Source organism: Corynebacterium dentalis, assembly GCF_900232865.1.
Classification (GTDB): domain Bacteria; phylum Actinomycetota; class Actinomycetes; order Mycobacteriales; family Mycobacteriaceae; genus Corynebacterium; species Corynebacterium dentalis.
This window is the reverse complement of the sequence record NZ_OCTS01000006.1, coordinates 16,196-33,492: the sequence shown is the minus strand read 5'-3', so window position 1 is coordinate 33,492 and position 17,297 is coordinate 16,196. Positions and strand designations below refer to the sequence as shown.

Annotated in this window: 14 protein-coding genes; 9 read left to right on the top strand and 5 right to left on the bottom strand. The window is 59.5% G+C overall.

From position 1 onward, the window contains the following. Window positions 1–66: 66 nt before the first annotated feature. Window positions 67–1,332, bottom strand: a complete 1,266-nt coding sequence (locus tag CS919_RS07480; protein ID WP_099298884.1) for a glycoside hydrolase family 183 protein — start codon at window positions 1,330–1,332, stop codon at window positions 67–69. Window positions 1,333–1,404: 72 nt separating this feature from the next. Between CS919_RS07480 and CS919_RS07475 the strand changes: the two genes are divergently transcribed. The 4 genes from CS919_RS07475 to CS919_RS07460 are packed head-to-tail and all read left to right on the top strand — an operon-like array spanning window position 1,405 to window position 4,962. Next, complete coding sequence (locus CS919_RS07475) at window positions 1,405–1,743, top strand: hypothetical protein (RefSeq protein ID WP_099298883.1); 339 nt, start codon at window positions 1,405–1,407, stop codon at window positions 1,741–1,743. An 11-nt stretch (window positions 1,744–1,754) separates the two neighbouring features. After that, window positions 1,755–2,351, top strand: a complete 597-nt coding sequence (gene coaE, locus CS919_RS07470) for a dephospho-CoA kinase (RefSeq protein ID WP_099298882.1) — start codon at window positions 1,755–1,757, stop codon at window positions 2,349–2,351. A gap of 24 nt (window positions 2,352–2,375) precedes the next feature. Next, entirely contained in the window at window positions 2,376–4,517 is a 2,142-nt protein-coding gene (gene uvrB / locus CS919_RS07465; RefSeq protein WP_099298881.1) for an excinuclease ABC subunit UvrB, read from the top strand. A gap of 10 nt (window positions 4,518–4,527) precedes the next feature. Beyond that, window positions 4,528–4,962 carry a universal stress protein gene (locus CS919_RS07460; protein WP_099298880.1) on the top strand — a complete coding sequence of 145 codons (435 nt, stop codon included), beginning with the start codon at window positions 4,528–4,530 and terminating at the stop codon, window positions 4,960–4,962. Window positions 4,963–4,986: 24 nt separating this feature from the next. On the opposite strand, the gene CS919_RS07455 is transcribed toward CS919_RS07460, so the two are convergent. From CS919_RS07455 to CS919_RS07445, 3 genes are all read right to left on the bottom strand, one after another. Continuing rightward, entirely contained in the window at window positions 4,987–7,392 is a 2,406-nt protein-coding gene (locus tag CS919_RS07455) for a HelD family protein (RefSeq protein ID WP_099298879.1), read from the bottom strand. Window positions 7,393–7,527: 135 nt separating this feature from the next. Beyond that, entirely contained in the window at window positions 7,528–8,334 is an 807-nt protein-coding gene (locus tag CS919_RS07450) for a DoxX family protein (protein ID WP_099298878.1), read from the bottom strand. 135 nt (window positions 8,335–8,469) lie between these two features. After that, window positions 8,470–9,180, bottom strand: coding sequence for an MBL fold metallo-hydrolase (locus CS919_RS07445; RefSeq protein ID WP_234990862.1), 711 nt, complete (start codon window positions 9,178–9,180; stop codon window positions 8,470–8,472). Window positions 9,181–9,309: 129 nt separating this feature from the next. Between CS919_RS07445 and uvrA the strand changes: the two genes are divergently transcribed. Further along, window positions 9,310–12,168, top strand: a complete 2,859-nt coding sequence (uvrA, locus tag CS919_RS07440) for an excinuclease ABC subunit UvrA (RefSeq protein WP_099298877.1) — start codon at window positions 9,310–9,312, stop codon at window positions 12,166–12,168. A gap of 100 nt (window positions 12,169–12,268) precedes the next feature. On the opposite strand, the gene CS919_RS07435 is transcribed toward uvrA, so the two are convergent. After that, entirely contained in the window at window positions 12,269–14,188 is a 1,920-nt protein-coding gene (locus CS919_RS07435; protein ID WP_099298876.1) for a DUF2339 domain-containing protein, read from the bottom strand. 351 nt (window positions 14,189–14,539) lie between these two features. Here CS919_RS07435 and infC point away from each other — a divergent pair, with 351 nt between their 5' ends. The 4 genes from infC to CS919_RS07415 all read left to right on the top strand — a co-directional run bounded on the left by infC (window position 14,540) and on the right by CS919_RS07415 (window position 17,283). Then, a complete protein-coding gene (gene infC, locus CS919_RS07430) occupies window positions 14,540–15,061 on the top strand; it encodes a translation initiation factor IF-3 (RefSeq protein ID WP_234990877.1) in 522 nt (173 codons plus the stop codon). 40 nt (window positions 15,062–15,101) lie between these two features. Then, window positions 15,102–15,296: a 50S ribosomal protein L35 gene (rpmI, locus tag CS919_RS07425; RefSeq protein ID WP_099298874.1), complete on the top strand. Its 195-nt coding sequence runs from the start codon at window positions 15,102–15,104 to the stop codon at window positions 15,294–15,296. Window positions 15,297–15,362: 66 nt separating this feature from the next. Next, window positions 15,363–15,746, top strand: coding sequence for a 50S ribosomal protein L20 (rplT, locus tag CS919_RS07420; protein WP_099298873.1), 384 nt, complete (start codon window positions 15,363–15,365; stop codon window positions 15,744–15,746). 424 nt (window positions 15,747–16,170) lie between these two features. Further along, window positions 16,171–17,283 (top strand): EcsC family protein, encoded by a 1,113-nt coding sequence (locus CS919_RS07415; protein ID WP_159460963.1) that lies wholly within the window; start codon window positions 16,171–16,173, stop codon window positions 17,281–17,283. The last annotated feature ends 14 nt before the right edge of the window (window positions 17,284–17,297 follow it).

Sequence of the window (17,297 nt, the reverse complement as noted above, 5' to 3'; positions counted from 1 at the left end):
GCTCGCGCCAACCAAAGAACGTCAGACTAGGAAAGGCCAGACCAAAGAAGGCCAGACCAGCGCTGATCAGAACACGGCGTTCAGATCAGTCTTGAAGACCACCGCGTTGTACTGCGCCCACGAGGTGCCCACCCAGTACAAGCTGTTATTTACTTGGTGCGGGAACATGTACCCGCCGTACAGATCCGGCACCTGGGTGCGGGACACCAGCGTGTGCTTGTCGCTCCATGGGCCTTCTGGAGAATCTGCCTTGCGGATCACGATGCCTTCCGTGGTCTCGTATAGCGCAAGCCACGCCTCAATTTGATCGTTGTACATCACCGAAAGTTCGGAAACCCTGCCGTCGATAACGGGGGTTGCACGGGACATGGAAGACGACCACGAAGAACCATCCCAGAACTCCGCGGCAGACCAGGTGGGGAACGAAGCCTCGGGGATGCGAGCCAGACGAGCCTGACCCGAACGGCCGTTGGGGGTGCCGTACACGTAGACGAAGCCGTCCGCAGATGGCGTCTTGGCAAAGGCGGTCATCTGGAAGGTCTCCGCACCTGGCTGGTGAGCAACCAGGGTGGGGAGGCGGGAATCATTCGAGGCGGACGTGTTGGTGCGCATTGAGTTAGGAACCACGGACCAGGTCTTGCCGCCGTCGGTGGACTTTGCAGTCTGCGCATAGTTCGTGGTCCAACTGCCGGGATTGCCCCAGTGCTTCACGGACATGAAGTCCACGTACTGCGCGCCGTTTACTTCGATACCAGCGGTAGGGATGATGGTCATCTCTACTTTGTCGATCTTCAGCGAGCGGGGGAGGAACTCCTCCGAACGGGAACCGGTGGCGGGGCCTTCCAAGAAGATGCCATTGGAAGGATTTTCGTCGTGGGTTTGGAACAGGGAGTTGGAGTGCCAGCCGTCGCCGTTGGCGCCGCAGGTGAAGCTATCGCCGAAAGCGGCCAAAACGCGGGAATCCCCGGCATCCCACATGATGCCCAAGTCCGTGGAGTTCAGACCTTTCATCCGCAGCGTATCGGGGCTGTTGGGACCAGTGAGGAAGTTCATGGCTTGAGTGTTGCCGGACAACTGCGGCAGGCCTTCTGGGTGGCCCGTCAGCCAGCTGGGAGCAGAGGAACCCGAACCGAGGGACTCACCCAAGCTAGAGGCAGCCAGTTGGTCGCCGAGGCTGGGGCGATAGGTATCGCAGGGATCGGCGCTGGCGGTGCCGGTGGACAGAGAGGTGGCTGCCGCGAGGGTGCTAGCGACCACGCTGGCTGTGGCGAGCGCCGCAATCGCAGTGGAAAAAGGCCGCGGAGAAGTAGGAGAATCCCAAGAAACGTTCATGGAACAAGATATTCGCACAATATATCTAGTACTGCCATGCGTTGCAGGAACTGGTCATGTAGATTTTTGGGCATGCATTTTGTATCCCGTGCCCGCAGGCTGCCCGTATTGTTCGCTAGCGCTGCGCTGTTGAGCGCCGGTTTGGCTTCGCCTGCGATGGCTGCGGAGGATCTTCAGCCTCTGCCTCCAATCCAAGAGGCTGCTCGAGGGTCGCTGGGATCCTCCATCGGAGACGCGCTGGGAAGCAGTTCCGCGTGCACGAAGTTGGAGAACCAGCTGGCTGAGATCAAGGAGCTGTGGGACGCTGCCGTCGCCGAGGAGGATTATGACCTCGCGAACTTCATCCGCATCGATTACACGAACATGGCCGTGAGCCTCTACCAGTGCAACCTGGCCAAGGGCTCGCTGTAGGACTGATCGTCATGTGGAAAATCGGCGTGACGGGCGGAATCGGCTCGGGTAAATCAACTGTTTCTCAGCGCTTGCAGGATCTCGGAGCCGTGATCATTGACGCGGACAAGGTGGCTCGCGAGATCGTGAAACCGGGGCAGCCTGCCCTCAAAGAACTGGATGCGGCGTTTGCAGGAGTTCTCAACGAGGATGGAACGCTCAACCGCGCAGAGTTGGCGCGGCAGGCATTCGCTACCCCGGAGGCCACGGAGAAGCTGAATTCCATCACCCATCCGCGCATTCGCGAGCGCACGAATGCGTTGTTTGCCCAGGCGGAACAGGCAGGGGAGGACGTGGTGGTCTACGACATGCCTCTTCTCATCGAAAACGGGGAGACCTCCCGGGTGGACCATGTTCTGGTGGTCGATGCGCCCGATGAGGTGCGTGTGCGGCGTCTCGTGGAGTCTCGGGGTCTTGATGAGTCCGACGCCAAGGCTCGGATCAAAGCCCAAGTTGACCGTGATTCCAGGCTCGCGGCTGCCGATACTGTGATGGACAACGGTGGAACGGTGGACGAGCTGCTTGCCCAGGTCGATCGGTTCTGGAGTACGACTGTCGCCAACCGCTGACCTGCCTGTCGCTAGACTGGACACATGGCATTTGCAGCAGAGCGCCCCGAACTGTCCTATTCCGAATTCCGGCCGGTCGGGGACGTGGAACGCGCCGATGGGCGCTTCGAAGTCATCAGCGATTACCAGCCTGCTGGTGATCAGCCCAAGGCGATTGCGGAACTGGCAGAGCGTTTGGAAGACAAGCAGCGGGACGTGGTTCTGCTCGGCGCGACTGGTACCGGTAAGTCCGCGACTGCTGCGTGGCTGATTGAAAAGACCCAGCGCCCCACGTTGGTGATGGCTCCGAACAAGACGCTGGCGGCGCAGCTGGCGAACGAGCTGCGCAGCTTGCTGCCGAATAATGCGGTGGAGTACTTCGTTTCTTATTACGACTACTACCAACCAGAGGCGTATATCGCGCAGTCGGATACGTACATCGAGAAGGATTCCTCCATCAACGAGGACGTGGAGCGTCTGCGCCACTCCGCAACTTCGGCGTTGCTTTCGCGACGCGACGTGGTGGTAGTCAGCTCCGTTTCCTGTATCTATGGTTTGGGTACTCCACAGTCTTACTTGGACCGTTCGGTGTGGCTGAAGGTCAACGAGGAAGTGGAACGCGATCAGTTCCTCCGCTTGTTGGTGGATATTCAGTACACCCGAAACGATGTGGCGTTCACTCGCGGCGCATTCCGGGTGAAGGGCGACACGGTGGATATCATCCCCGCCTACGAGGAGCTGGCGGTGCGCGTGGAGTTCTTCGGCGATGAGATCGATGCCCTCTACTTCATCCACCCGTTGACGGGCGACGTCATCCGCGAGGTGGAAGAGCTGCGCATTTTCCCGGCCACGCACTATGTGGCGGGACCGGACCGCATGGAAAAGGCCATCAAGGCCATCAAGGAAGAGCTCGAGGAACGGCTCCAGGAACTCGAAGGCAAGGGCAAGCTGCTCGAAGCGCAACGCCTGCGCATGCGCACGGAGTATGACCTGGAAATGATTCAGCAGGTGGGCTTCACCAGCGGCATTGAGAACTACTCGCGCCACATCGACGGTCGCGCTCCTGGTAGTGCCCCCGCCACGCTGATCGACTACTTCCCGGAGGACTTCCTCACCATCATCGACGAGTCGCACGTGACCGTGCCACAAATCGGCGGCATGTTCGAGGGCGATGCCTCCCGCAAGCGCAACCTCGTGGAGCACGGTTTCCGCCTGCCGTCGGCACTGGATAACCGCCCGTTGACCTGGGAAGAGTTCGATGACCGCAAGGGGCAGTGTGTTTACATGTCCGCCACCCCGGGCGATTATGAAGTCGCGGCCGCCGGTGGCGAGTACGTGGAGCAGGTGATTCGTCCCACCGGCCTGGTTGATCCGAAGGTGGAGGTGCGTCCGACCGACGGGCAGATCGATGACCTGATCGAGCAGATTCGCCAGCGCACGGAAAAGCAGGAGCGCGTTCTGGTGACCACGCTGACTAAGCGCATGGCTGAGGACCTCACGGACTACCTCCTCGAGCACGGCATTAAGGTGCGCTACATGCACTCGGACATCGATACCCTCAAGCGCGTGGAGCTGCTGCGCCAGCTGCGGCTGGGCGAGTACGACGTGCTGGTGGGCATCAACCTGCTGCGTGAGGGATTGGACCTGCCGGAAGTCTCCCTGGTGGCAATTCTGGATGCCGATAAGGAAGGCTTCCTGCGCTCTACTCGTTCCTTGATTCAGACCATCGGCCGTGCCGCTCGTAACGTCTCGGGTGAGGTGATCATGTACGCCGATAAAATCACCGATTCGATGCAGTTCGCGATTGACGAGACAGAGCGCCGCCGGGAAAAGCAGATCGCGTACAACAAGGAACACAACATTGATCCGCAGCCGCTGCGTAAGAAGATCGCGGACATCCTGGATCAGGTGGCGGACTTTGGCGAGGATCCCGATGCATCGGGCGCGTCTAAGAACGCGGTGAAGGCGGACGAAGCGATCTTAGGCATGACAGGGGAGACGGCCACCTCAGCGGCAGCCGAAGCGAAGTCGATGGCTCGCCCAGAGCTCGAGCAGTTGATCGCCAGCATGACCCTGCAGATGAAGGAAGCTGCGCGCGAGCTGAAGTTTGAGCTAGCCGGTCGCCTGCGCGATGAGATCGCGGATTTGAATAAGGAACTCAAGGGCATGAAGGAAGCCGGACTGTAGGATAGCTTATATGTACAAGACCATTGTGGTGGGAACTGACGGATCGGACTCCTCCCTCTTGGCGGTCAGGCGAGCAGCGGGAATCGCTTCAGCATTCGGGGCGAAACTGGTTCTGGCCTCGGCGTATTATGAGTCCGACGCCGATGCTTTGTCTTCCCCACGCGGAGATTCGAAAGCTGTGATTGGGGACGCGTCCGCAGATGAGACACTCTCCTCTGCCGTCGCCGTGGCTAAGGCAGAGGGCGTGGAAAACGTCAGCACGCAGATGCGTCCCGGTTCTCCCGTGGAGGCACTCATGGCCATCGTCACGGACGTAGAGGGTGATCTGCTAGTGGTGGGAAACCGCGGGATTAACTCTCTGACCGGCCGCCTGCTGGGCAGCGTGCCCGCAGATCTGGCGCGCCAATCCAACTGCGACACGATGATCGTCCACACGGTGGACTAGAACAGCGGGATTAGACCTGCGGAATTAGACCAGCAAATCCACAATTTCCTCGGCGCTGCCCAGTTGCTCCCATTGCGACTCTGTAACCACCAGCGTCAGTCCCTGGGTCGCACGAGTCATCGCCACGTACACGTCGTTGAGCCCCTGCGGGGACGCCGCGGCGATCGCCTGTGGATCCACCAGCACCACCTCGTCGAACTCCAGCCCCTTGATATCGGAGACCTTCGCCGCCATGGTGTGCTCATCGGATAGGGCGGGATCGACGGTGGTGTCGTCGGAAAAAATCACACCGACCAACCCGTCTCCGGCCAGCTTGCGTGCCTGCCGAACCGCGGCCTCCACGTCCGTTGCCACGCGCACCCCGGTGCCATGCTCGCGCAGGGACACGGTGGCCGCTTGTTCTGGGGCGATCCATCGCAACAGGCGATCGGCCAGCGCGGCGATATCGGCAGGCGTGCGGTAGTTCACCGTCAGCTGGTGCAGTTGCCAGCGGTCGGCAACGAAAGGCGAGAGCGCCTGCGTCCACGTCTCCACGCCGGCGGGGTTTCCCGTTTGCGCGGGATCGCCCACGATGGTCATCCACCGGTTGGGGGAGCGTCGGAAAATCATCCGCCACGCCATCTCCGAAAGTTCCTGAGCTTCGTCCACGATGACGTGCCCGAATGCCCATCGCACGTCCTTGGCGGCACGCTGCGCGGTGGTGCGGGTATCGCGCACGCGCTGGCGGTCGGCCAAGGTCTCGGCATCGATCACGTCATAGGCCATGAGCACTTCTGGCGCGAAGCCATCGTCGAGGTCCTGGGTCGCCGAGCCGGTGAGGATGTCCAGTGCTTCCTGTGCTTCTGCGATCCGCTCCAGCCAGGCCTCGCGTTCTTTGGCGGCGGCCTCTTCGTCGTCGATGAGTCCCAAGAGGTCAGCCAGCTCGTCTAACAGGGGAGCGTCCGCGTCAGTCCAGGTCGTAGCCTGGTTTTCGGTCCCTTCGGTGTTTTGTTTTTCTTGTCGACGCAAACCTGCCCACGTTTGTTCGTCGTACTCCGGGGCGGCCTCCTCGGGGTGAGCAAACAGCCGTTCCAGCACTGCTTCTGGGGTCAGCTCGGGCCAGTATTCTTCCAGCGCCTCCACGATGACCGCCTCATTGCCTAAGTCCTCGCGGAGTTGCGCGCGGTCGCGCTCAGACAGCAAATTGTGGCCACCCAGGGGATCGGCGCCGATGGTCTCGGCCATGGCGTCGGCCAAAGAACGAACCACATGCTCCACGAACAAGGGGCGGGCCTGATTGTGCGGCCGACGCGAACGGCGTGCCCGCGTGCGGGCCGCGCGCACCATGCGCGGGGTCAGGGTGACTGTGACACCGTCGATGGTGAAGTCCCGAGGCTGATCGGGCATGCTCTGCCAGGTCTTGACGGCATCGGCCAGGATGGTGAGCATCTCCAGCGAACCCTTGACTTCGCGCGCCAAAAGCGAGCGCTCTGCCACGGTGGTAATGCCCGGCAGCAGGGTGCCCGGAGTGGCCAGCACCACGCCGGTTTCGCCGAGCGATGGCAGCACCTGGGAGATATAGGTCAAGAAGCGATCGTTGGGCCCGATGATCAGCACGCCGGACTTCTCCAGAATCTCGCGCCACGTGTACAGCAAGTAGGCGGCACGGTGCAGCGCCACTGCGGTCTTGCCCGTGCCCGGAGCTCCCTGCACCACGGTTACACCGCGATGCTCTGAGCGGATGATCGTGTCCTGCTCCGCGGCGATGGTCTCCACGATATCGCGCATGTGCAGGGATCGAGCCCGCGTGACCGCATCCAACAGGGCAGCTTCGGTGGCCACGGTGGCACCGGTGGCTTGTTCGTCTTCCACCGCGGGGGCTGGGCCGTCTCCGTCTCGGGCCATGAGCCTCTCATCAGCCACGCTGACGATAGTGCGACCGCGCGTCTTGATGTGCCTGCGAGTGTGCACACCATCCGGATGCAGGGTCGTGGCCAGGTAAAAGGGGCGCGCCATGGGAGCGCGCCAGTCCATCAGCAGCGTGCGCATGGACTCGTCGTCATCGTGCAAGCCGATGCGGCCGATGTAACGGCGATCCAAGGACAGTCCTTCTGCAGTGGAGCTGGGGGAGGAAGGAACAGGATTTTCCGGATCCTCGTCTTCCACGTCGATCCGTCCGAACATCAGGCCGATCTCCGCGGCGGAGTAGGACTCGAGGCGGTGATTGATGTCCATCGCTTCGCGGTCACGCATCATCAGACCCTGAGGGTCATCAATATCTGCTTCCTTGCGGACGTTCTTCAGGCGACGTTCCAGTTCCGCCCGCGCATCATCGATCCGACGCAAAAGGTCATCCAAATGCGCTTGTTCGCCCGCCAGAGCTGAATGCGCAGCGGGCTCGGGGCGGGCACCGTGACCGGCAGGCCGCGAGGGGAGAGAGTGTTCTGTCATCAATCCTTGACGCTTGTCTTGAAAACGTGGCTATGGGGGCCGGGAGAGAACTTAAAAGCCGGACCCGAGCTTTTCAGCTCGAATCCGGCAACTAGCTAGCGCGGAGGAATCCTCAGCGCACAGATGCAGCGGTCTTTAGCGACGGTACTTCTTCTGTGCCTTCTTCGCTTCCTTCTGAGCACGCTTTTGGGCCTTCTTCTGTGCCTTCTTGCCCTGCTTACGTAGTTCCTGGCTCTGCTCGCGGGCGCGATCGCTCAGGTCAGCAGCCTGGACGGACAGAGTATCAGCCTGCTCGGTGGCGAACTCCTTAGCCTGTCCACCCAGCTCAACGGCCTTGTCGCGGAGGTCAGCTGCGGTGTCCTTCCACTCGTCAGAGTGGTCGTCTACGTAGTTCGCTACTGCTTCCTTGCCAGCGATGGCGTTTTCCTTGGCCTTGGAGAAGATGTCAGTTGCCTGATCCTGCGCGTTGGCGATCATCTTTTCCTGCTCGGACTTGCCCGGCATAGCCTTCTGTACGCGCCAAGCCAGACCTGGCTTACCAGCGGTGTCTGCGGTGGTAATGACCAGTCCGCCCAGCAGAGCCAGGTCGGTGATCAGGCCGCGTTGCTTGTCCTTCTTGGCAGCCTTGTCCTTGGCAGACCAGAAAGCGTTGCGGTGGATGGAGGTAGGGATCTGCACGGCGGTCAGGATGCCAGCGCCCAAGCGAGGAGCCTTAGAGGAACCCAGCAGAGCAGCACCGGCGATCTTGCTACCAGCCAAGACGCGCACTGCGGTTTCGGTGTCATTAGGGATGTAACCTGCGACGTTCGGAGGAAGGATGCGGCGTGCATTCTTCACCATGTCAGCGGTCTCTTCGGTGTAATCGCTGGTGTTCTTCAGCATCTGAACACCGTCGAGAACGAACACAGACGCCAGCAGTGGGCGTGCAACTGTGCGGATCATTATTCACCACTCCTTGTGAGAAATTTCGTATGGAAATTATCCAGCTAGAAATTAAGCCTACATAATTTCATCCCTTGTGCGACGCGGTTGCGGGTTCACGTCCAAGAAATTTTCCCGCAGTGTGCATCTGAGCAGCTACCAGCCACGCTCGCGCCACTGATCCACCTGTGGCCGCTCTGCACCCACCGTGGTGGAATCGCCGTGGCCAGGGTGGACGATTACGTCCTCCGGAAGATTCAAAATGCGCGTTTCCACATCACTGAGCAGCTGCTGGAAATCCTCGTCCTTCGTGGTCTTACCCACGCCACCGGGGAACAAGGAATCTCCGACAAAAGCTCGCCCCGGCGTAAAATACGTGGGGTTCAGCGCTAACACCGCGATGCCACCCGGAGTGTGTCCGCGCAGTTCCACCGCCTGCAGCGCGAAGTCGCGAAAGTCGCCAGCCAAGCGGAGGTCTTCCGGCAGGCCGTCATCAGTGCCGTAGGTTTCATCCACGCGTGCGGGCAGGGCGTCAGCATCGAAACGGCCCGAATGGTGCTTTGCTCCGGTCGCCTCCAGCACATCCACCAACGCCTGCACATGATCGTCGTGTCGATGAGTGGTCAACACGTCCGTAATGCGGATCTGGAAATTACGCGCCACCTGCAGCAGGTGTTCAGCATCGTTGGCTGCATCGATCAGCAGCGCATCACCCGTGGGGCTCACCAGGAACCAACAGTTGTTGTCCATGGGATCAACGCTGGTGTGAATGAGGGTGGCGTCGGCACGCAAAGAAACCGATTGCACGGCACGCGGGTGACCAAGATGACGGATCTCGGGGACGGAAGAATCAGAATGTGAAGCCATGGCACGCACCGTAGTGGAGAATCCGGGGTTCCGTGTGATTTCGCTGTTCGCGTAAACTTAAGCCTTTGGGTGGCATCAGTACGTCCACGAGCCCGCAGCACCAGCGGAATGAAGAAATGAGGAGTGTAAGTGGCCGATAGATTGGTTGTCCGGGGAGCTCGAGAGCACAATCTCAAGGGCGTGGACATCGATTTGCCGCGTGACAAAATGATCGTGTTCACGGGGCTTTCGGGTTCCGGAAAGTCCTCGCTGGCTTTCGACACGATTTTCGCCGAGGGGCAGCGACGTTACGTGGAGTCCCTGAGCTCCTATGCGCGCATGTTCTTGGGCCGGCTGGACAAGCCGGACGTGGACCTGATCGAGGGCCTGAGTCCCGCGGTGTCCATCGACCAGAAATCCACCAACCGCAACCCACGTTCCACCGTGGGTACGGTGACGGAAATCTTCGACTACCTGCGTCTTCTTTACGCCCGCACCGGTGTGCCTCACTGCCCGGAGTGTGGCGAGATCATCCAGCGGCAAACCCCGCAGGAAATCGTGGACCAAGTGCTGGACATGGAAGAGGGCCTGAAGTTCCAAGTGCTCGCGCCCGTGGTGCGTACCCGCAAGGGCGAGTTCGTGGACCTGTTTGAGGATCTGGCATCCCAGGGCTACTCCCGCGTCAGCGTGGACGGCGAGGTGCACCAGCTGTCCAATCCGCCGAAGCTGGAAAAGCAGGTCAAGCACGATATTGACGTGGTGGTGGACCGCCTGCAGGTCAAGCCTTCGCAGAAACAGCGCCTGACGGATTCGGTGGAGACAGCGCTGCGTTTGGCCGATGGCATCGTGGTGCTGGACATGGTGGGGCTCGCCGACGATGATCCGCAACGCATCCGCCGGTTCTCGGAGAAGATGGCCTGCCCTAACGGCCACGAGCTGACCCTGGATGAGCTGGAGCCGCGCACGTTCTCCTTCAACTCGCCTTATGGTGCCTGCCCTGTTTGTGATGGCTTGGGTACTCGCCTAGAGGTAGACGAGAAGCTGGTAATCCCCGATGAGGATGCGCCGCTGATTTCCGCGATCGCACCATGGGATTCCAGCCCGAACAGCAAGTACTTCGTGAAGCTATTGACTGCCCTTGCCGGCGAGATGGGCTTTGACCCCAAGACCCCGTGGAACAAGCTGAACAAGAAGCAGCAGAAGGCCGTGCTGAACGGGCATTCCACGCATATCCAGGTCAGCTACCGCAATCGCTACGGTCGCACGCGCAACTACTCCGCGCCTTTCGAGGGTGTGATGCCGTTTCTGCAGCGCAAGCTGGATCAGACGGATTCCGAGTGGTCCAAGGAGCGTTACCGCAGCTACATGCGCGAAGTTCCGTGCCCCACGTGTGACGGCAGCCGCCTGAAGCCGGAAGTATTGGCCGTGACCATCGCTTCCGGTTCCAAGGAACTGTCCATCGCCGATGTGTCCAACCTTTCAATTGCCGACGCGAGCTCCTTCCTGGACAACCTCTCGCTATCCAAGCGCGATGAGATAATCTCAGGTGCGGTGCTGCGCGAGATTCAGGCTCGTCTGAAGTTCCTGTTGGATGTGGGCCTGAACTACCTGTCCATGTCCCGTTCCGCGGGCACGCTGTCTGGTGGCGAGGCGCAACGTATTCGCTTGGCCACGCAGATCGGTTCCGGTCTGGCGGGCGTGCTGTACGTGTTGGACGAGCCGTCCATCGGCTTGCACCAGCGCGATAACACGCGCCTGATCAGCACGTTGGAGAACTTGCGCGATCTGGGCAACACTCTGATCGTGGTGGAGCACGATGAGGAAACCATCCGCACCGCGGACTGGTTGGTGGATATTGGCCCGCGCGCCGGTGAATACGGCGGCGAGGTGGTCTACCAGGGCCAGCCGCAGGGTATTGAGAAGGTGGAGCGTTCCATCACTGGTCAGTACCTCAACGGCAAGCGCGTTTTGGCGGTTCCTGAGCAGCGCCGGGAGATTGATTCCGAGCGGAAGCTCACCATTCACGGCGCGCAGGAAAACAACCTGCAGAACGTGAACGTTGACATCCCTCTGGGCGTGCTGACGTGCATCACTGGTGTGTCTGGTTCTGGCAAGTCTTCGCTGATCAACGGCATTCTGGCCAAGACTCTGGCGAACAACCTGAACCACGCTCGCCTGGTTCCGGGCCGCCATAAGAAGGTCACCGGCCTGGAGCACTTGGACAAGCTGGTGCAGGTGGACCAGAGCCCGATCGGCCGCACCCCGCGTTCCAACCCGGCGACGTACACCGGCGTATTCGATAAGATCCGTAAGCTCTTCGCCGAGACCACCGAGGCTAAGGTGCGCGGATACACAGCGGGCCGATTCTCCTTCAACGTCAAGGGTGGACGCTGCGAGGCTTGCCACGGTGACGGAACCCTGAAGATCGAGATGAACTTCCTGCCGGATGTTTACGTTCCGTGTGAGGTGTGCGACGGTGCTCGCTACAACCGCGAGACGTTGGAAGTCCACTACAAGGACAAGAACATCTCCCAGGTGCTGGAAATGCCGATCGTGGACGCAGCGGAGTTCTTCCGGCCGGTCACCTCGATCTCTCGCTACTTGGACACCTTGGTGGAGGTTGGCTTGGGCTACGTCCGCTTGGGACAGGCCGCCACCACCTTGTCCGGTGGTGAGGCGCAGCGCGTGAAGCTGGCCGCAGAGCTGCAGAAGCGCTCCAACGGGCGGACCGTTTACATCCTCGACGAGCCCACCACAGGCCTGCACTTTGAGGACATCCGCAAGCTGATGATGGTGATTCAGTCGCTGGTGGACAAGGGCAACTCGGTGGTGGTCATCGAGCACAACCTAGACGTGATCAAGGCCGCAGACTGGATTGTGGACATGGGCCCAGAAGGCGGCTCCGGTGGCGGCACAGTGGTTGCCGAAGGCACCCCGGAGGACGTGGCCAAGGTGAAGGGTTCCTACACGGGCCAGTACCTCAAGCCAATGCTGGTAGCTCAGAACTGATTCGGTTCTGTTTGCTGCTGAGTGATTGAGCGGCTGAGGGCTGAGCTGCAGAGAGGGGCGCAGCGACTACTTCTTCGGCCCGTAGGTGGCCACGAGGTTCCTAGTTTCTGGAAGAAGGGTTCTGGGGGGTGGCGGGCGCGGACTTCTTACCGAAGAGCTTCTCCCGCTGGAACGCAGCCAGAAGCAGAATCGCACCGCTGAGGATGAAGGCCAGCACCTGCACCACACCGCCCAAAATTGATAGGTCGAAGAATACCAGTTTCGCCACCGCAGCCAGGGCCAGCGCCAGGCCCAGGCGCTTCCATAGATCGCCGTCGCGGCTGAGCAGCAGGATGCCCAAGACAATCCAGCTGACGGAGATGATCATGTGGCCCAGCATGAAGCTCATCTCTGACTTATCGATCAGCAGCAAGGTGCCGGGGATGATGGACGAGGCCGTGAGGAGTGTGGCCACGCCCAGCACAACAGGGATCTGCATCTCCGTAAACGTGCGCTTGCGTTGGAAGAAGTACAGGGCCAAGGCCAGCGATGCAGCCGCCGGCAGGATCCAGTGATCGAAGACGTTGATTCCTTGATCGCCTTCGAAGTCATTGAAGGTCAACAACCGGGCGGTGGCGTTTAGGGCAGTGAGCAGGGCACCCGCGCCGGCGAGATCCGTCGCGGCAGGATGCACCTTTGGGAATAGAGCAATGACCAGCGCACACAGCCCAATGATTCCCACCAAGAACCACACGTTGAGGGTGATGTTGTACTCGATGATTAGCGTCGCGACCACAGACACCGCACTGACGTAGACGGCCGCCGAGGCATTATCTGGAAGCGGAGCAGGCTTGGCCGGGAACAGAGCCGAGCCGTGCTCCGCGAATGCCCACACCAGCACCAATCCGAAGATGATGACCTCAAATATGAGGTAGAAGATTGTGTAATCGACCGTGACCACAATCGGAGCAAGCAGGACCGCGAGCCACGCGGCGACAGTCAGTGGCCGCGGAATCACGGGCTGGTCGTAGGAGAAAACGATCAGTACGGCCACTCCCACAGCGGAGAAGATGAACGTCCAGTGCGGGGATTCCCAAGTCAGCGCGATGCCCAGCACAAAGATGGCGCAGGCTGCGGCGTGCAGATTGATCCACGGGCGTCCCCAGCGCGCGCCGAAGGCCGCCAGTGCGGTGGCCGCGATACACCCGGGGATGGCAGGGGAGAAGTGCGTGTCATGGACAACGTTTAGGAACACGGGCGTGATGAAAGCGGGGGACAGCAGCGTGACTATGACGGCCAGCTTCTCCTGGTTCCATCGGTACGCCACCGCCAGCCCGGCAATGCAGATCAGCGTGGTGAGCACCGAGCCTGTAATTTCGCTTAACCACTCCAGTTTGAAGACAGCAACCCACAGGTCTGCCAGCCCTCCCAGCACCGCGACCACGATCATCGCCGGGGCAGTAACCCCCGACGGCTGGTTCCTGTGAGCGCGGAAGGCCGTCGCGAAGATCAGGATCGTAACGATCGCCGCGAGGATCACCGACGAGCTCGGGCCCAGGATGCCCGTGGAGTAGGCGAGCGTGGCCAGGAAAACCAGGCCAATCAGCGTGATCAGCCCGCCCACGACAGCCAGCACCTTGGTGACCGTCTCTTCCCTTTGCCACCACTGTTGCAGCGGATTGAGGTTCTTCTTTTCCGACGCCACACTCGCCCGCACACCAGCTCCATACTGGTTGCCCGCTACTGGCTGCATCTGCGGGCGCTGCGCACCTGGATACGCGGGGAAGGACGGTGGCACGGGCTGATTGTTGGATGCCGGCTGCGATACGGGGCGCGGCACAGTTTGCGGCGAAGGGTTCTGGGGGGAGCGGCCCTGGGAAACAGAGACTGGTGTGGCACCGTGTTGAGGAGACTGCTGATTAGCGGACCGCGCGGGATCACCGATATATTGATCCAACATGTTCGCCAACTCAGCGTGTGACTGCGCTGCACGGCGAGCGGCATTGCGAATGTCTGTCAGCGTGGGCCTAGGCGCGTTCATGTCTAAAAATTACCACCGATGCAATTTTGTGTCTGGATAAGCCACTGATATAGTCAATCGCACTACCGTCTGTATTCCCTCGGGAATCGTCTGTACATTGCATGACGCACGTTCGCGACATGCAGTTATTGGCCACTTCCGGATGGATATGGACTGCAAGTGGAGTTCCTTCTCCCACCTGTGACCGTCACCTCGTGTGATTGGGCTCGGGTCATCAGCACGCCAAGAGCGTGGCGTCGAAAATAAAAATTTTCGGCATGCGCGCAGCGTGCAATGGTGTTGGGGGATTCGGGGAACTCACTGGCAGTAATCGGTATTAAACCTATAACCACTGCTGACTGAGGAGTTCACATTAGCGCTGAAGCTCGCATAAACGACCGCATTCGAGTCCCTGAGGTCCGACTCGTCGGTCCGGGCGGAGAACAGGTCGGGATCGTCAAAACTGATGATGCACGCAAGCTGGCCTATGAAGCAGACCTTGACCTAGTTGAGGTTGCGCCGAACGCCAAGCCGCCCGTCGCCAAGATCATGGACTACGGCAAGTTCAAGTACGAGCAGGCCCAGAAAGCCCGCGAGTCACGCAAGAACCAGCAGCAGACCGTGGTGAAGGAACAGAAGTTCCGCCCGAAGATCGATGATCACGATTACGAAACCAAAAAGGGCAACGTAATCCGCTTCCTCGAAAAGGGATCCAAGGTCAAGGTGACCATCATGTTCCGCGGCCGTGAGCAATCACGTCCGGAACTGGGCTACCGCCTGTTGGAACGACTTGCTAACGACGTCGAAGAATTCGGCATCGTTGAGTCCCGCCCCAAGCAGGACGGTCGCAACATGACGATGGTCATCGGCCCGATCCGCAAGGGCAAGAAGTAGTCCCTCGTAGACACCCCAAAAACGCTAGAGGATTTCACTAATGAAGCAGAAGACTCACAAGGGTGCCGCAAAGCGCATCAAGATCACCGGTTCCGGCAAGCTGCGTCGTGAGCAGGCTAATCGCCGCCACCTCCTGGAAGGCAAGCCTTCCAAGCGCACCCGCCGCCTGAAGGGGGACAAGGACGTATCGCCAGCCGATACCAAGCGCATGAAGCGCCTGCTGGGCAAGGCCTAATCTTTTCCTGCCCCACCCCTTTCGAACCATCCCGCACCATAAAGACTTAGAAAAGGACGTATCACTGTGGCACGTGTCAAGCGCTCTGTGAACGCTAAGAAGAAGCGTCGCGAAGTACTCAACTCCGCCAAGGGCTACCGTGGTCAGCGCTCCCGCCTGTACCGCAAGGCCAAGGAGCAGATGCTCCACTCCCAGACCTATGCGTTCCGCGATCGCCGCGCACGCAAGGGAGAGTTCCGCAAGCTGTGGATCCAGCGCATTAACGCTGCAGCTCGTCAGAACGACCTGACCTACAACCGCCTCATCCAGGGCCTGCGCCTGGCTGAGATCGAGGTTGACCGCAAGATCCTCGCAGAGCTGGCTGTCAACGATTCCGCAGCATTCGCCGCACTGTGCGACGCTGCAAAGGCTGCACTGCCTGAGGACGTTAACGCTCCAGCTGCGTCCTAATTGCTGCACGTTGCTTAGCTTCGGCTAGGTGGCTCGGAAATGCACCATCCTGATTTCGGGATGGTGCTTTTTGGTGGGTGGGGGTGACTTGAAGGGATATGTGCTGGGCTTGGTGGTCTTGGGGTGGCGGTTATCGGTGCTGGGATTGTGTGCTGGTGGGGTGATTTGTTTGGCGTTTGCACAATGATCCCCCGGAAGTGCCACCAGTTTTGCATTTCCCCAGGTCGGGAAGAGCCCTTTGGCACTTCCGGGGGATGATTGTGCAAGAGAAGGGTTTCCGGGGAGTAGAGGTGTCTTCTCGGTCTCCATGCTTTGCTGTGAGGTTCGTCCAAGAAACGATTGGAGATGACATAAGTATCAAGTGGGACCTTGGCATTGCAGGGACTCTTGACCCGGATTGTCCGTAGTATTCCTAAACATGTACATGGAGTATGAAAACCGCATGGCGGATATGTCTGAGTATGACCGCAAAGCATGGGAGAAATTGACCAGGCCAAAGGCAAGTGATAATTCATCAGGGTTTAGTTCTCGGATGAATGACTTGAGTTCTGGTTTTGCAGCCAGGTCGAAGAAGGTTCAAAGTGCAGCAGGCACAAGTCTTTCAAGTTTGGTTCAACGGGTGCCTAAAGGTTCTGAGATGGAAGCGCTTGTTAGAGATGCCGTTAATGACTCGATGGGTAAGGCTTTGGAGTCACTGCACAGTACGACCGTAGACTTCGGATTGGCTTCCGTTAATTATGGGAAACTAGCCAAGAAGTACTCTAAGGCGGGTTTGGATGTTCAGTCATTCCGCGATATTCAAAGTCAGTCACTAAAAGACTGTGACCGGATGGTGGGCAAAGGGAAACAGGTCTATTCGTTGGTGGGGCTGATCGAGGGAGCTGGTAGTTCGGTTGCGGTTACCGGGCTGACGGTCGCCTCTACAGTTTCGGCGGGTACTTCTTTGGCGGTTGCTGTGGGGGCTGTTGCCACAGACAGCGTATTTGTACTTACTGGCATGGGAAGGATCGTCGCCTCTGTCGCTGCCCACTATGGCTTCGATGTTAATGAGCCAGAAGAACAGCTTTACGCAACCAGTGTTTTGTCTTATACAACTGCGTCTGGAAGTGCGGAAAAGGCTGCGTCTCTCGCCTCGCTTTCACGTCTCACGCAGCAAATGATGAGGGGCGCGACTTGGAGGAGCCTGAATAACAATGTGCTTGTCGGGGTTATCAGGAAGGTGTTTTCATCTCTCGGAGTGAAACTCACTCACCAAAAGTTAGCTTCTGCGGTTCCAGTGTTTGGTATTGCATTGAACGGAGGGTTGAACGTAAGCCTTGCGCGTAAGACGTTTGAACGAGCTCAGGAAGCATACCGTCTTCGTTACCTCTCAGAAAAGTATGGCCTGGATCCAGAACTATGGGTGTCATCGGTAATTGACGCTGAATTCGAAGATGTCCACGATGAAAAAGACACAGTGGATGTCGAAGAGATGTTAGCGGAAGCAATAGAGCTCGAATCTAGCGACAATGTATCTACGTCTAGCGCAGCTGAGTGATTGCGACTGCATGA

What these genes read in the sequence shown, in the direction of transcription:
- CS919_RS07480 (WP_099298884.1), bottom strand. Translation starts at nt 1,332, where the DNA reads ATGAACGTTTCTTGGGATTCTCCTACTTCTCCGCGGCCTTTTTCCACT.
- CS919_RS07475 (WP_099298883.1), top strand. Translation starts at nt 1,405, where the DNA reads ATGCATTTTGTATCCCGTGCCCGCAGGCTGCCCGTATTGTTCGCTAGC.
- coaE (WP_099298882.1), top strand. Translation starts at nt 1,755, where the DNA reads ATGTGGAAAATCGGCGTGACGGGCGGAATCGGCTCGGGTAAATCAACT.
- uvrB (WP_099298881.1), top strand. Translation starts at nt 2,376, where the DNA reads ATGGCATTTGCAGCAGAGCGCCCCGAACTGTCCTATTCCGAATTCCGG.
- CS919_RS07460 (WP_099298880.1), top strand. Translation starts at nt 4,528, where the DNA reads ATGTACAAGACCATTGTGGTGGGAACTGACGGATCGGACTCCTCCCTC.
- CS919_RS07455 (WP_099298879.1), bottom strand. Translation starts at nt 7,392, where the DNA reads ATGACAGAACACTCTCTCCCCTCGCGGCCTGCCGGTCACGGTGCCCGC.
- CS919_RS07450 (WP_099298878.1), bottom strand. Translation starts at nt 8,334, where the DNA reads ATGATCCGCACAGTTGCACGCCCACTGCTGGCGTCTGTGTTCGTTCTC.
- CS919_RS07445 (WP_234990862.1), bottom strand. Translation starts at nt 9,180, where the DNA reads ATGGCTTCACATTCTGATTCTTCCGTCCCCGAGATCCGTCATCTTGGT.
- CS919_RS07435 (WP_099298876.1), bottom strand. Translation starts at nt 14,188, where the DNA reads ATGAACGCGCCTAGGCCCACGCTGACAGACATTCGCAATGCCGCTCGC.
- rpmI (WP_099298874.1), top strand. Translation starts at nt 15,102, where the DNA reads ATGAAGCAGAAGACTCACAAGGGTGCCGCAAAGCGCATCAAGATCACC.
- CS919_RS07415 (WP_159460963.1), top strand. Translation starts at nt 16,171, where the DNA reads ATGGAGTATGAAAACCGCATGGCGGATATGTCTGAGTATGACCGCAAA.